The organism is Escherichia sp. WS568 (genome assembly GCF_046486085.1).
Lineage (GTDB): Bacteria > Pseudomonadota > Gammaproteobacteria > Enterobacterales > Enterobacteriaceae > Escherichia > Escherichia coli.
In genome coordinates this window covers 37,628-52,882 of the sequence record NZ_JBJQMC010000021.1, presented here as the reverse complement: position 1 = coordinate 52,882, position 15,255 = coordinate 37,628, and the positions used below count along the sequence as shown (strand labels likewise).

Annotated in this window: 14 protein-coding genes and 1 pseudogene; 13 read left to right on the top strand and 2 right to left on the bottom strand. The window is 51.7% G+C overall.

The genetic code is table 11. From position 1 onward, the window contains the following. Positions 1-44: 44 nt before the first annotated feature. The 10 genes and pseudogenes from ACJHWR_RS19915 to yahM all read left to right on the top strand — a co-directional run bounded on the left by ACJHWR_RS19915 (position 45) and on the right by yahM (position 10,088). A complete protein-coding gene (locus ACJHWR_RS19915) occupies positions 45-650 on the top strand; it encodes an ankyrin repeat domain-containing protein (RefSeq protein ID WP_000153102.1) in 606 nt (201 codons plus the stop codon). 39 nt (positions 651-689) lie between these two features. After that, on the top strand, positions 690-1,553 hold the full coding sequence (locus ACJHWR_RS19910) for a DUF2877 domain-containing protein (RefSeq protein WP_012311758.1): 864 nt from the start codon (positions 690-692) through the stop codon (positions 1,551-1,553). After that, complete coding sequence (gene fdrA, locus ACJHWR_RS19905) at positions 1,543-3,090, top strand: acyl-CoA synthetase FdrA (protein ID WP_000111792.1); 1,548 nt, start codon at positions 1,543-1,545, stop codon at positions 3,088-3,090. The genes ACJHWR_RS19910 and fdrA overlap by 11 nt, the downstream gene beginning before the upstream one ends. Then, positions 3,090-4,508, top strand: coding sequence for a DUF1116 domain-containing protein (locus tag ACJHWR_RS19900; protein WP_000083467.1), 1,419 nt, complete (start codon positions 3,090-3,092; stop codon positions 4,506-4,508). The genes fdrA and ACJHWR_RS19900 overlap by 1 nt, the downstream gene beginning before the upstream one ends. A gap of 94 nt (positions 4,509-4,602) precedes the next feature. Next, positions 4,603-5,553 carry a carbamate kinase family protein gene (locus ACJHWR_RS19895; RefSeq protein ID WP_410226712.1) on the top strand — a complete coding sequence of 317 codons (951 nt, stop codon included), beginning with the start codon at positions 4,603-4,605 and terminating at the stop codon, positions 5,551-5,553. Between the two features lie 9 nt (positions 5,554-5,562). Further along, entirely contained in the window at positions 5,563-6,945 is a 1,383-nt protein-coding gene (locus ACJHWR_RS19890; RefSeq protein ID WP_000662436.1) for an amidohydrolase family protein, read from the top strand. 215 nt (positions 6,946-7,160) lie between these two features. Continuing rightward, positions 7,161-7,235: pseudogene (locus tag ACJHWR_RS19885) on the top strand (hypothetical protein); the annotation flags it as partial. An 86-nt stretch (positions 7,236-7,321) separates the two neighbouring features. After that, positions 7,322-8,371, top strand: coding sequence for an NADPH-dependent aldehyde reductase YahK (yahK, locus tag ACJHWR_RS19880; RefSeq protein WP_000692717.1), 1,050 nt, complete (start codon positions 7,322-7,324; stop codon positions 8,369-8,371). 242 nt (positions 8,372-8,613) lie between these two features. After that, a complete protein-coding gene (yahL, locus tag ACJHWR_RS19875; RefSeq protein WP_001330069.1) occupies positions 8,614-9,429 on the top strand; it encodes a protein YahL in 816 nt (271 codons plus the stop codon). Between the two features lie 413 nt (positions 9,430-9,842). Continuing rightward, positions 9,843-10,088, top strand: coding sequence for a protein YahM (yahM, locus tag ACJHWR_RS19870; protein ID WP_000290600.1), 246 nt, complete (start codon positions 9,843-9,845; stop codon positions 10,086-10,088). Between the two features lie 16 nt (positions 10,089-10,104). On the opposite strand, the gene ACJHWR_RS19865 is transcribed toward yahM, so the two are convergent. Then, positions 10,105-10,776 carry a LysE family transporter gene (locus ACJHWR_RS19865; protein ID WP_000976966.1) on the bottom strand — a complete coding sequence of 224 codons (672 nt, stop codon included), beginning with the start codon at positions 10,774-10,776 and terminating at the stop codon, positions 10,105-10,107. A 146-nt stretch (positions 10,777-10,922) separates the two neighbouring features. Between ACJHWR_RS19865 and yahO the strand changes: the two genes are divergently transcribed. Further along, on the top strand, positions 10,923-11,198 hold the full coding sequence (gene yahO, locus ACJHWR_RS19860) for a DUF1471 family periplasmic protein YahO (RefSeq protein ID WP_000691951.1): 276 nt from the start codon (positions 10,923-10,925) through the stop codon (positions 11,196-11,198). 100 nt (positions 11,199-11,298) lie between these two features. On the opposite strand, the gene prpR is transcribed toward yahO, so the two are convergent. Next, positions 11,299-12,885 (bottom strand): propionate catabolism operon regulatory protein PrpR, encoded by a 1,587-nt coding sequence (prpR, locus tag ACJHWR_RS19855; RefSeq protein ID WP_000941047.1) that lies wholly within the window; start codon positions 12,883-12,885, stop codon positions 11,299-11,301. Positions 12,886-13,123: 238 nt separating this feature from the next. On the opposite strand from prpR, the gene prpB reads away from it, so the two are divergent. Both prpB and prpC read left to right on the top strand, forming a co-directional pair. Further along, positions 13,124-14,014: a methylisocitrate lyase gene (prpB, locus tag ACJHWR_RS19850; protein ID WP_000052185.1), complete on the top strand. Its 891-nt coding sequence runs from the start codon at positions 13,124-13,126 to the stop codon at positions 14,012-14,014. A gap of 44 nt (positions 14,015-14,058) precedes the next feature. Next, entirely contained in the window at positions 14,059-15,228 is a 1,170-nt protein-coding gene (prpC, locus tag ACJHWR_RS19845) for a 2-methylcitrate synthase (RefSeq protein WP_001285905.1), read from the top strand. The last annotated feature ends 27 nt before the right edge of the window (positions 15,229-15,255 follow it).

Sequence of the window (15,255 nt, the reverse complement as noted above, 5' to 3'; positions counted from 1 at the left end):
TTCTCAATTCATCGAAAACAGCCACAAAAACCAGGGGAATGTGAATGACTATAAAAAATCTACCTGCCGACTATTTATTGGCTGCGCAACAGGGTGATATCGATAAAGTAAAAACCTGCCTTGCGCTGGGTGTCGATATTAATACCTGCGATCGTCAGGGGAAAACGGCAATTACGCTGGCAAGTTTATATCAGCAATATGCTTGCGTTCAGGCATTAATTGACGCCGGAGCGGATATTAATAAGCAAGATCAGATATGTTCAAATCCTTTTTTAATTAGCTGCCTGACCGGCGATTTAACCCTGTTACGGATTATTTTACCGGCTAAACCCGATCTTAATTGCGTAACCCGTTTTGGCGGTGTCGGCCTGACGCCTGCCTGTGAAAAAGGCCATTTAAGTATTGTAAAAGAGCTTTTGGCGCATACGGAGATTAACGTTAACCAGACCAACCATGTTGGCTGGACGCCGCTACTGGAAGCAATTGTGCTTAATGATGGCGGGATTAAACAGCAGGCGATTGTCCAGTTATTGCTGGAACACGGTGCCAGCCCGCACATGACGGATAAATATGGCAAAACGCCGCTGGAACTGGCGCGGGAACGAGGCTTTGAAGAGATTGCGCAGTTACTGATTGCCGCAGGCGCATAAACCGGGAGGCTTGCTATCAACACACCAGAAAGACGGTGTGTGTGGGCGCTAACTGCGGATGCGGATTTTCTGGCGCAGCGGGGGCAAGGACAGGTTGAACAGCTCTTTGCCAGAGCGGTAAATATCGCACTCCCGGCTCGCCAGCAGTTGCTAACGCTGCTTTGTGAAGAGTACGACAATGCGCCAAACAGTTGTCGGTTGGCACTCACTCACTTTGATGGTCTGTTCCGGCATGGTGATAAGGTTCAGTTTGACGATCAAGGCATTACGGTTGGTCAACATCTTCATATAGAGATGAGTCGTTGTCGGCTTTGGCTGTCCCCAACCTTGCAAATGACCGCTGTGAATTTTCACTTTATCGCCTGGCAACAGTGGCACGACATAATTCATCAGCACCTGGGGGAAAATGAAACCCTGTTTAATTATCGCGGCGATAGTCCGTTTTATCAGGCGTTAAATAAAGAATTACATATTAAACGACGGGCAGTTATTCAGGCCGTAAACGATAAACAAAATATCGCCTCAGCAGTCGCCAGTATGATGGGCTTAGGGATTGGCCTTACGCCATCAGCCGACGATTATTTAACAGGTCTGGCGCTTGTTTTATTTATTTCCGGACATCCGGCGGAAAAATACAAAGAGGAATTTTATCTCGGTCTGCAACGCGGCAGAAATAATACCACGTTATTAAGTGCCATAACGCTGGAAGCCGCATTACAACAACGCTGCCGGGAAAATATTCATCGTTTTATTCATAACATTATTTATGACATCCCTGGGAACGCAACTCAGGCAATAGAAAAAATTAAACATATTGGCTCCAGTTCCGGCTGCGACATGCTGTATGGCATGGCCGATGGTTGTGCGCTGAGCCAAACCTACGGAGGGAATTATGTCAGTTAAAATAGTCATTAAACCGAATACCTATTTTGATTCTGTCTCGCTGATGTCTATCTCCACACGTGCAAATAAACTCGACGGCGTCGAGCAGGCATTTGTGGCGATGGCGACCGAAATGAACAAAGGCGTGCTGAAGAATTTAGGGCTGCTGACGCCGGAGCTGGAGCAGGCGAAAAACGGCGACCTGATGATTGTCATCAACGGCAAAGCGGGCGCAGACAACGAGCAGTTGCTGGTGGAGATTGAAGAACTGTTCAACACCAAAGCGCAAAGCGGCTCGCACGAGGCGCGTTACGCCACTATTGCCAGCGCCAAAAAGCATATCCCGGAAAGTAACCTGGCAGTGATTTCGGTCAACGGTCTGTTTGCCGCTCGCGAAGCGCGTCAGGCGCTGCAAAATGATCTTAACGTGATGCTGTTTTCCGATAACGTCTCGGTTGAAGATGAACTGGCGCTCAAACAGTTGGCCCATGAAAAAGGGCTGCTGCTGATGGGGCCAGACTGCGGCACGGCGATTATCAACGGCGCGGCGCTCTGCTTTGGTAACGCCGTGCGTCGCGGCAACATCGGTATTGTTGGCGCATCCGGCACCGGTAGCCAGGAACTGAGCGTCCGTATCCATGAATTTGGCGGCGGCGTTTCGCAACTGATTGGCACCGGTGGGCGCGACCTGAGCGAGAAAATCGGCGGCCTGATGATGTTCGACGCCATCGGGATGCTGGAAAACGATCCGCAAACTGAAATCATTGTGCTTATCTCCAAACCGCCTGCGCCTGCGGTGGCCCGCAAAGTGCTGGAACGCGCACGTGCCTGCCGCAAGCCGGTGGTGGTCTGCTTCCTCGGTCGTGGCGAAACGCCAGTGGATGAGCAAGGGCTACAGTTTGCTCGCGGCAGCAAAGAGGCGGCGCTGAAAGCGGTAATGCTCTCCGGCGTGAAACAGGAACATCTCGATCTGCATACCCTGAACCAGCCATTGATTGCTGACGTGCGCGCTCGCCTGAAGCCGCAACAGAAATACATTCGTGGCCTGTTCTGCGGAGGTACGCTGTGTGACGAAACCATGTTCGCGGTGATGGAAAAACACGGCGATGTCTACAGCAACATCCAGCCCGATCCTGAATTCCGCCTGAAAGATATCAACCGCAGCGTCAAACATACCTTCCTCGACTTTGGCGATGACGATTTTACCAACGGCAAGCCGCATCCAATGATTGACCCCACCAACCGTATCAGCCGCTTGATCGAAGAGGCGCGCGATCCAGAAGTGGCGTTGATCGTGATGGATTTTGTGCTCGGGTTTGGATCGCATGAAGATCCGGTCGGTTCCACCATCGAGGCGATCAAAGAGGCGAAAGCGATCGCCGCTGCCGAAGGACGTGAGTTGATCATTCTCGCCTATGTGCTGGGTACCGATCTTGATACGCCATCATTAGAACAACAAAGCCAGATGCTGCTTGATGCCGGAGTGATTCTGGCGAGCAGCAGCACCAATACCGGATTGCTGGCGCGTGAATTTATCTGCAAAGGGGAGGAAGCCTGATGAGCCAGTCACTGTTTAGCCAACCATTGAACGTTATTAACGTCGGCATCGCCATGTTTAGCGATGACCTGAAAAAGCAGCATGTAGAAGTGACTCAACTCGACTGGACGCCGCCGGGGCAGGGCAATATGCAGGTGGTGCAGGCGCTGGATAACATTGCTGATTCGCCGCTGGCAGACAAAATCGCCGCCGCGAATCAGCAGGCGCCGGAGCGCATTATTCAGTCACATCCGGTGCTGATTGGTTTTGATCAGGCGATTAACGTGGTGCCGGGCATGACGCCGAAAACCATTCTTCACGCCGGGCCGCCGGTCACCTGGGAAAAAATGTGCGGCGCGATGAAAGGCGCGGTCACCGGAGCGCTGGTGTTTGAAGGACTGGCGAAAGATCTCGACGAGGCGGCTGAACTGGCGGCTTCCGGTGAGATCACTTTCTCGCCGTGCCACGAACATGACTGTGTGGGATCGATGGCGGGTGTTACCTCGGCCTCGATGTTTATGCACATCGTGAAAAACAAAACCTATGGCAACATCGCTTATACCAACATGAGCGAGCAGATGGCGAAGATTTTGCGTATGGGCGCTAACGACCAGAGCGTGATCGACCGCCTCAACTGGATGCGCGATGTGCAGGGACCCATGCTGCGCGACGCGATGAAAATTATCGGCGAAATCGATCTGCGCTTAATGCTGGCGCAGGCGCTGCATATGGGCGATGAGTGCCATAACCGCAATAACGCCGGGACGACGCTGCTGATTCAGGCGCTGACGCCGGGGATTATTCAGGCGGGCTACTCCGTCGAGCAACAGCGCGAAGTGTTTGAGTTTGTCGCCAGCAGTGACTACTTCTCCGGCCCGACGTGGATGGCGATGTGTAAAGCGGCGATGGATGCGGCGCACGGCATCGAATACAGCACTGTGGTGACCACCATGGCGCGTAACGGCGTCGAGTTCGGTCTGCGGGTCAGCGGATTACCGGGGCAATGGTTTACCGGTCCGGCGCAGCAGGTGATCGGCCCGATGTTTGCCGGTTATAAGCCGGAAGATTCGGGGCTGGATATCGGCGACAGCGCCATCACCGAAACCTACGGCATTGGCGGATTTGCTATGGCGACCGCGCCTGCAATCGTCGCGCTGGTGGGCGGTACGGTGGAAGAGGCTATCGATTTCTCCCGTCAGATGCGCGAAATCACTCTCGGCGAAAACCCCAACGTCACCATTCCGCTGCTCGGTTTTATGGGCGTGCCGTCGGCAATCGACATCACCCGCGTGGGTAGCAGCGGCATTCTGCCGGTGATCAACACCGCCATTGCCCATAAAGATGCGGGCGTCGGCATGATTGGCGCGGGCATTGTGCATCCACCATTCGCCTGCTTCGAAAAAGCCATTCTTGGCTGGTGCGAACGTTACGGCGTCTGACCTGCAAACGCACCTTACGATACCTTCTCCCTTTTGGGGAGAAGGGCAACCTCACTCTCATAACCCCATCACCCTCTGTAGCGGACATAACAACATGAAAGAACTTGTGGTCGTTGCCATTGGTGGCAACAGCATTATCAAAGATAACGCCAGCCAGTCGATTGAGCATCAGGCGGAGGCGGTGAAGGCCGTCGCCGATACGGTGCTGGAAATGCTGGCTTCCGATTACGACATTGTGCTGACCCACGGCAACGGACCGCAGGTCGGTTTAGATTTACGCCGCGCGGAGATTGCCCACGAGTGCGAAGGGCTGCCCTTAACGCCGCTGGCGAACTGTGTGGCGGATACGCAAGGCGGCATTGGCTATCTGATCCAGCAGGCGCTGAATAACCGGCTGGCGCGTCACGGCGAGAAAAAAGCCGTCACCGTGGTGACTCAGGTGGAAGTGGATAAAAACGATCCGGGGTTTGCCCATCCCACCAAGCCCATCGGCGCATTCTTTAGTGAAAGCCAGCGTGACGAACTACAAAAGGCAAACCCTGACTGGCGTTTTGTTGAAGATGCCGGACGGGGCTATCGCCGCGTGGTCGCCTCGCCGGAACCGAAACGTATTGTCGAAGCACCTGCCATTAAGGCGCTGATCCAACAAGGTTTTGTGGTGATTGGCGCGGGCGGCGGTGGAATTCCGGTAGTGCGTACTGAAGCGGGGGATTACCAAAGCGTGGACGCGGTTATCGACAAAGATCTCTCTACCGCGCTATTGGCCCGTGAAATTCACGCCGACATTCTGGTGATCACCACTGGCGTGGAAAAAGTGTGTATTCACTTTGGCAAACCGCAGCAGCAGGTGCTGGATCGGGTGGATATTGCCACCATGACCCGCTATATGCAGGAAGGGCATTTCCCACCCGGCAGCATGTTGCCAAAAATCATCGCCAGCCTGACGTTCCTGGAGCAGGGCGGTAAAGAAGTGATTATCACCACGCCGGAATGCCTGCCTGCGGCGCTACGCGGCGAAACGGGCACCCATATTATTAAAACCTAAGGACGTAAGATGAAAGAAAACAATAGCCGCCGTGAATTTCTGAGCCAGAGCGGTAAGATGGTTACCGCCGCCGCGCTGTTTGGTACCTCAGTGCCGCTCGCCCATGCGGGGGTAGCTGGCACCCTAAACTGCGAAGCGAACAACACCATGAAAATCACTGACCCGCATTACTATCTCGATAACGTGCTGCTGGAAACCGGTTTTGACTACGAAAATGGCGTGGCGGTACAGACCCGCACGGCGCGCCAGACCGTGGAGATTCAGGACGGTAAAATTGTTGCCCTGCGCGAGAACAAGCAGCATCCGGACGCCACGCTACCGCACTATGACGCTGGCGGTAAGCTGATGCTGCCCACCACCCGCGACATGCATATTCATCTCGACAAAACCTTCTACGGCGGGCCGTGGCGCTCGCTCAATCGTCCGGCAGGCACCACTATCCAGGACATGATCAAACTCGAGCAGAAAATGCTGCCGGAACTGCAACCGTACACGCAGGAACGGGTGGAAAAACTGATCGATTTATTGCAGTCGAAAGGCACCACCATTGCCCGCAGCCATTGCAATATCGAACCGGTTTCCGGCCTGAAAAATCTGCAAAATTTGCAGGCGGTGCTGGCGCGACGTCAGGCGGGCTTCGAGTGTGAAATTGTCGCCTTCCCGCAGCACGGTTTGCTGCTGTCGAAATCGGAAGCCTTAATGCGCGAAGCGATGCAGGCGGGGGCGCATTACGTCGGCGGGCTGGACCCGACCAGTGTTGATGGCGCGATGGAAAAATCCCTCGACACCATGTTCCAGATTGCGCTGGACTACGACAAAGGCGTCGATATTCACCTGCACGAAACCACTCCGTCGGGCGTGGCAGCCATCAATTATATGGTTGAAACGGTAGAGAAAACGCCACAGCTGAAGGGCAAGCTGACCATCAGTCACGCCTTTGCGTTGGCAACGCTCAACGAACAACAGGTAGATGAACTGGCGCACCGGATGGCGGCGCAGCAAATTTCTATCGCCTCGACGGTGCCGATTGACACGCTGCATATGCCGCTCAAACAGTTGCACGACAAAGGCGTAAAAGTCATGACCGGCACCGACAGCGTTATCGACCACTGGTCTCCCTACGGCCTGGGCGACATGCTGGAAAAAGCCAATCTCTACGCGCAGCTCTATATTCGTCCTAACGAACAGAATTTGTCCCGTTCGCTGTTTTTAGCCACTGGCGATGTATTGCCGCTCAACGAAAAAGGCGAGCGCGTGTGGCCCAAAGCGCAGGATGACGCCAGCTTTGTGCTGGTGGACGCCTCCTGTTCCGCCGAGGCGGTGGCGCGTATCTCGCCGAGAACCGCAACGTTCCATAAAGGGCAACTGGTGTGGGGGAGTGTGGCAGGTTGATACGAACTTGATATATCTGCAACGGTGAACAGTAAGAGATTTAAGCCCCAGGGAGTGGGGCGGCCTGAGTATGAGTGTGTCGGCAGAAATGGACATTATCTTTGAAGAATATGCCCTTATTGACGTTGTGTAGATAACTATTTGTCTACGTGAAAATATCATCAGTTTTGCCGATTTTTGTCTTTTACGGATAGCAAATATCACACTTATAGGCGCTCGCCTTATGGGGAACGTTGCTGCTCTGTTTCATTCAGGCTCGCGGCATGTTGGGGCTGGATCGGGTGGTTTAAATATTGGCTATATTCAATGGACGCGTTTTGCCGCGATGACATATCAGGCATCGCCAAATACACATAGCTAATCAGGAGTAAACACAATGAAGATCAAAGCTGTTGGTGCATATTCCGCTAAACAACCGCTGGAACCGATGGATATCACCCGGCGTGAACCGGGACCGCATGATGTCAAAATCGAAATCGCTTACTGTGGCGTCTGCCATTCCGATATCCACCAGGTCCGTTCCGAGTGGGCGGGGACGGTTTACCCCTGTGTGCCGGGTCATGAAATTGTGGGGCGTGTGGTAGCCGTTGGTGATCAGGTAGAAAAACATGCGCCGGGCGATCTGGTCGGTGTCGGCTGCATTGTCGACAGTTGTAAACATTGCGAAGAGTGTGAAGACGGGCTGGAAAACTACTGTGATCACATGACCGGCACCTATAACTCGCCGACGCCGGACGAACCGGGCCATACTCTGGGCGGCTACTCACAACAGATCGTCGTTCATGAGCGATATGTTCTGCGTATTCGTCACCCGCAAGAGCAGCTGGCGGCGGTGGCACCTTTGTTGTGTGCAGGGATCACCACGTATTCGCCGCTACGTCACTGGCAGGCCGGGCCGGGAAAAAAAGTGGGCGTGGTCGGCATCGGCGGTCTGGGACATATGGGGATTAAGCTGGCCCACGCGATGGGGGCGCATGTGGTGGCATTTACCACTTCTGAGGCAAAACGCGAAGCGGCAAAAGCCCTGGGGGCCGATGAAGTTGTTAACTCACGCAATGCCGATGAGATGGCGGCTCATCTCAAGAGTTTCGATTTCATTTTGAATACAGTAGCTGCGCCACATAATCTCGACGATTTTACCACCTTGCTGAAGCGTGATGGCACCATGACGCTGGTTGGTGCGCCTGCGACACCGCATAAATCACCGGAAGTTTTCAACCTGATCATGAAACGCCGTGCGATAGCCGGCTCTATGATTGGCGGCATTCCAGAAACACAGGAGATGCTCGATTTTTGCGCCGAACATGACATCGTGGCTGATATAGAGATGATTCGGGCCGATCAAATTAATGAAGCCTATGAGCGAATGCTGCGAGGTGATGTGAAATATCGTTTTGTTATCGATAATCGCACACTAACAGACTGAAACAATTAATAAATATCCTGTGGTTTAACATATTAACTTCGCTCTCCACTTAACTTTTTAGTTAAGGAGAGCGAAATAATATCAAAGTAGCAGTAAAACCTATAACGTAAATTCAAATTGTTAAATTAACTCCCTCCAGTACACAATACTTCACACGTTAGTTATGAGCGATTTCTGATAGTGCCTGGTTTAATCAGGGCTTTATTATCTGCGACGTTTATTTTTATTTAAGAGAGATCGCGATGATATCATTAAAAGCTCCGCACAATAATTTGATGCCATATACGCAACAAAGCATACTTAATACTGTTAAAAACAATCAGTTATCAGAGGATATCAAAAGCTCCCTGGTCTCCTGTGTCGATATATTCAAGGTTTTGATTAAACAATATTATGATTATCCTTATGATTGTCGTGATGATTTAGTCGATGACGACAAACTCATTCATCTCATGGCTGCCGTACGAGACTGTGAGTGGTCAGACGATAACGCACTCACCATAAATGTGCAGTTTAATGATTTCCCTGGGTTTTATGACTGGATGGATTACCCTGATCACCCGGTTAAGTTTGTTTTTCGCATACTTGAAAATCAAAAAGGGACAGTTTGGGTATATGACCAGGATGATGCGTTTCTTGATATTAAAGCAAATGTGCAGGCTGGACGCTTTACCGGGCTTAAGAAATTAGAGCAGTTTATCGATTCAGTGCGAACAGATTGCAAATGTATTCTTCTTGAACACCATATGCCTTTGCTGAGACTTTTCCCTAAAGGGAAAGAGTGTATGCATGTGGAAAAATGGCTTCGCGAAATGTCGTCTATCCCGGAGACCGACGCGCCCATTAAGCAGGCGCTTGCGCATGGATTATTATTACACTTAAAAAATATCTACCCTGTTTTTCCTGAATCACTGGTGAGGTTATTGCTCTCTGTTCTGGACGTAAAAACATACAGAGATGATGCGCGATTAAATGAATGGATATCTAATAGAGTGCAGGAGTTAGGTGACAGATATTATCCTGTAAATAAGCACGTTAAAATCCGCTACACTCTTTAGTTCAGAAAGGGTTCCACCTGCGAGTTGTTATTCCACCAGAGAGTGAATCGCAAAGCAGGTGATCATTTCATCTGTATATCCGTATGCCAAATGGCATTCCACCGCCTTTTTCGCCGATATTTTGTTGTGATCGGCGACGCTTCGCTTAAAAAAGCATCAGCAGTGGTTTCGCAGCTATACGGTGTATAAAAAAATGATCTCATGCAGATGTTTTGTGAATGTGTGGGTTGACATTCATATGAAAAAAATCATAATTCCATCATGTTTGTGTGGGGGCTTTTCTGTATCTTACGCATCGCACTCAAGCCTGACAGAAAATATGCTGTAAGGCTCATATCAAAAACCGCCATTAGCTCATCAGGAAGAGCAGACGACAACCAGGATTGTTGTATGGTACGGGGTTCGAGGCCTCGATGGCGGTCCAACTTTTCATAACTCTTCTGAATCAGATCCCCTTATTATCATCCCTGCAAAGTGAAACATTGCCATTGTTTGGCTATTCAGGACGGGTCAGAGCAATGAAAAAAGCCCACACAGGGGAGAGTGGGCTGAAATGGGAAGCTAAAGACTCAAGTAAACTTATCGGAAATAAGGACCACGCATTACGGGGGCTATCATCGCCGATGGTCGGGATCCGGCAAATCAGGTTGATTACGTAGAGAGTAAATTATCTGCTCACCGCTGCGTCACCCCTTCGTAAATCAGGCGTAGCGCGAATACACCAATAATTGCACCAATAATCCGACTGGCAACGCGTTGCATACGCCCATAAGCACGACGCACTGCGGGCAAAGAAAACGCCTGACTAAGAAAGACTCGCCAGATAATTGATGCGAGCACAATCCCCGCCCAGGCCATTAAACGTGCCCATGTTGGTGTTTCGGCATTTAATGTTACTGAGAAAATACTGATAAAAAATAACACGGTTTGCGGGTTAGAGAGATCGGTAATTAATCCGCGGCGAAAAAAGACATACCAGGGGGCGTTAATCGGTTGTTGTAGTGTGCTCATTTGCGGTGTTGACTGGCGGCGCATGCTGCACCACGCAAACCATAAGAGATAAGCGCCGCCGACGATTCTGATAAGCGAAAAAATCTCCTCACACTGCGTAATTAGCGTTGCAAGACCAAACAAACCCAACCCGGAATAAAATGCATCGCCCAGCGCCACGCCCAGCCCGGTCAGCACCCCTGCGCGTCGACCGGAAGCCAGGCTGGTTTGTACTACCACAAAGAGATTGGCTCCCGGATTAAAAAAAGTAATCACGAACAGTCCTACGGTCAGGTAAACGGCGTGCAAAGGATCCATAGTGATTTCATCCATAAATAAGTGAAGTAACTTCATCATATTTCTACCAAAAATAATCGGGTGCGAGAGAGATCACAAAGTGTCTTATTTCCGGTTACTGGCGTTTATGCCCTGACTGAACTAATTATTAATCAACCCAATAATGTGGGTGGGTGATAGTGTGATAACAACTCTGGAGCCGTAATATGAAAATAATCTCTAAAATGTTAGTCGGTGCGTTAGCGTTTGCCGTTACCAATGTCTATGCCGCAGAATTAATGACCAAAGCGGAATTTGAAAAGGTTGCATCGCAATATGAAAAAATAGGTGATATTTCAACCAGTAATGAAATGTCGACCGCAGATGCGAAAGAAGATTTGATCAAAAAAGCCGATGAAAAAGGGGCTGATGTGTTGGTACTGACCTCCGGTCAAACTGACAATAAGATCCACGGCACGGCAAATATTTATAAGAAGAAGTAATTCTGAATCCTATGTAAACATCCCCGATGCGTAAGTTTATCGGTGATCATCATCTATTGAAATTTATGCCGGATAAAGCGTTCGCGCTGCATTCGGCAGTTCAGCTTTTCAGCCGCCGCCAGAACGTCGTCCGGCTGATACCTAAATAATTCGCCGCTGCTGTTTTATCGCCATTAAATTTCTCCAGTGCCTGTTGTGGTGTCAGTAAGCGTGGAGCGGGAGTTTTCGCCGACTCGCGCGCCAGTTCCGGCAGTAGCAGCTGCAAAAATTGCGGCGTTAAATCCGGCGTCGGTTCCACACTTAAAAACAGCGCCAGTCGCTCCATCATATTGCGCAGTTCACGAATATTGCCCGGCCAGTCGTAGTGCACCAGCACGGTTTCGCTTGCCTGTAACCCCTGGCGTAATGCGGCAGAAAACGGGGCGGAGAGCGCCGCCAGAGACACTTTCAAAAAGCTTTCCGCCAGCGGCAGAATATCCGTCACCCGCTCGCGCAGTGGTGGCAATTGCAGACGCAAAATACTCAGCCGATAAAACAGATCACGGCGAAACTCCCCTTGCCGCATATCTTCTTCCAGATTGCAGTGAGTGGCGCTAATGACTCGCACATCCACCGGAACAGGCTGATGCCCGCCGACGCGGGTGACCTCTTTTTCTTCCAGCACCCGTAACAGGCGAGTCTGCAAAGGTAGCGGCATTTCGCCAATCTCATCCAGAAACAGCGTACCGCCGTGGGCAATTTCGAACAGCCCGGCGCGACCTCCACGTCGCGAGCCGGTAAACGCTCCTTCCTCATAGCCAAACAGCTCCGCTTCCAGCAGAGATTCAGCAATCGCCCCGCAGTTGACGGCAACAAACGGATGCGACTTTTTGCCCTGTCGCGCATCGTGGCGGGCAAAATATTCCCGATGAATCGCCTGGGCCGCCAGCTCTTTGCCCGTCCCCGTTTCCCCCTCAATCAACACCGCCGCACTGGAGCGGGCATACAGCAAAATAGTCTGCCGTACCTGTTCCATCTGTGGTGATTGACCGAGCATATCGCCCAGCACGTAACGAGTACGCAGGGCGTTGCGGGTGGCATCGTGAGTGTTATGGCGTAACGACATGCGCGTCATATCCAGCGCATCGCTGAATGCCTGGCGTACGGTGGCGGCGGAATAGATAAAAATTCCGGTCATTCCGGCTTCTTCTGCCAGATCGGTAATCAGCCCCGCGCCGACCACCGCTTCGGTGCCGTTAGCTTTCAGCTCGTTAATCTGCCCGCGCGCGTCTTCTTCGGTAATGTAGCTACGTTGGTCGAGGCGCAAATTAAAGGTTTTTTGAAACGCCACCAGTGCCGGAATAGTTTCCTGATAAGTGACAACGCCGATAGAAGAGGTGAGTTTTCCGGCTTTTGCCAGTGCCTGTAATACATCGTAGCCGCTCGGTTTAATCAAAATAACTGGCACTGACAGGCGGCTTTTCAGGTACGCGCCGTTAGAGCCAGCAGCGATGATGGCATCGCAGCGTTCGTTTGCCAGTTTCTTGCGGATGTAGGTCACCGCTTTTTCAAAGCCAAGCTGAATAGGGGTGATATTCGCCAGGTGATCAAACTCGAGGCTGATATCGCGAAACAGCTCGAACAGGCGCGTCACCGATACTGTCCAGATAACCGGTTTGTCGTCATTCAGCCGTGGTGGATGTGCCATAGCGCACCGCAAAGTTAAGAAACCGAATATTGGGTTTAGTCTTGTTTCATAATTGTTGCAATGAAACGCGGTGAAACATTGCCTGAAACGTTAACTGAAACGCATATTTGCGGATTACTTCATGACTTTATCTTTAACTCATTGAAATTAAATGTTTAATTTTATTAAGGCAATTGTGGCACACTCATTGCTTTGTCTTTATCAACGCAAATAACAAGTTGATAACAAAGGATGGGCTATGTCTCTACACTCTCCAGGTAAAGCGTTTCGCGCTGCACTTAGCAAAGAAACCCCGTTGCAAATTGTTGGCACCATCAACGCTAACCATGCGCTGCTGGCGCAGCGTGCCGGATATCAGGCGATTTATCTCTCCGGCGGTGGCGTGGCGGCAGGATCGCTGGGGCTGCCCGATCTCGGTATTTCTACTCTTGATGATGTGCTGACTGACATTCGCCGTATTACCGACGTTTGTTCGCTGCCGCTGCTGGTGGATGCGGATATCGGTTTTGGTTCTTCGGCCTTTAACGTGGCGCGCACCGTGAAATCGATGATTAAAGCCGGTGCGGCAGGATTGCATATTGAAGATCAGGTTGGTGCGAAACGCTGCGGTCATCGTCCGAACAAAGCGATCGTCTCGAAAGAGGAGATGGTGGATCGGATCCGCGCGGCGGTGGATGCGAAAACCGATCCTGATTTTGTGATCATGGCGCGCACCGATGCGCTGGCGGTAGAGGGGCTGGACGCCGCGATCGAGCGCGCGCAGGCCTATGTTGAAGCGGGTGCCGAGATGTTGTTCCCGGAGGCGATTACCGAACTCGCCATGTACCGCCAGTTTGCTGATGCGGTGCAGGTGCCAATCCTCGCCAACATTACCGAATTTGGCGCAACACCGCTGTTTACCACCGACGAATTACGCAGCGCCCATGTCGCAATGGCGCTGTACCCACTTTCAGCGTTCCGTGCCATGAACCGCGCCGCCGAACATGTCTACAACGTCCTGCGTCAGGAAGGCACGCAGAAAAGCGTCATCGACACCATGCAGACCCGCAACGAGCTGTACGAAAGCATCAACTACTACCAGTACGAAGAGAAGCTCGACGACCTGTTTGCCCGTAACCAGGCGAAATAAAACACAACGAAAAATATCTCGACCCTACAAATGACGAGGACAACATGAGCGACACAACGATCCTGCAAAACAGTACCCATGTCATTAAACCGAAAAAATCGGTGGCGCTTTCTGGCGTTCCGGCGGGCAATACAGCGCTCTGCACCGTGGGTAAAAGCGGCAATGATTTGCATTACCGCGGCTACGACATTCTTGATCTGGCGGAACATTGCGAATTTGAAGAAGTAGCGCATCTGCTGATCCACGGCAAACTGCCGACCCGTGACGAACTCGCCGCCTACAAAACGAAACTGAAAGCCCTGCGCGGTTTACCGGCTAACGTGCGTACCGTGCTGGAAGCCTTACCGGCGGCGTCACACCCGATGGATGTTATGCGCACCGGCGTTTCCGCGCTCGGCTGCACGCTGCCAGAAAAAGAGGGGCATACCGTCTCCGGCGCGCGTGATATTGCCGACAAACTGTTGGCGTCGCTGAGCTCGATTCTTCTCTACTGGTATCACTACAGCCACAACGGCGAACGCATCCAGCCGGAAACCGATGACGATTCTATAGGCGGTCATTTCCTGCATCTGCTGCATGGTGAAAAGCCGTCGCAAAGCTGGGAAAAGGCGATGCATATTTCGCTGGTGCTGTACGCCGAACACGAGTTTAACGCCTCCACCTTTACCAGCCGGGTGATTGCGGGCACCGGCTCTGACATGTATTCAGCGATTATCGGCGCGATTGGCGCACTGCGCGGGCCGAAACACGGCGGGGCGAATGAAGTGTCGCTGGAGATCCAGCAACGTTACGAAACGCCGGACGAAGCCGAAGCCGATATCCGCAAGCGCGTGGAAAACAAAGAAGTGGTGATTGGTTTTGGACATCCGGTTTATACCATCGCTGACCCGCGTCATCAGGTGATCAAACGCGTGGCGAAGCAGCTCTCGCAGGAAGGCGGCTCGCTGAAGATGTACAACATCGCCGATCGCCTGGAAACGGTGATGTGGGAGAGCAAAAAGATGTTCCCCAATCTCGACTGGTTCTCCGCTGTTTCCTACAAAATGATGGGCGTTCCCACCGAGATGTTCACACCACTGTTTGTTATCGCCCGCGTCACCGGCTGGGCGGCGCACATTATCGAACAACGTCAGGACAACAAAATTATCCGTCCTTCCGCCAATTATGTTGGACCGGAAGACCGCCAGTTTGTCGCGCTGGATAAGCGCCAGTAAACCTCTACGAATAACAATAAGGAAACG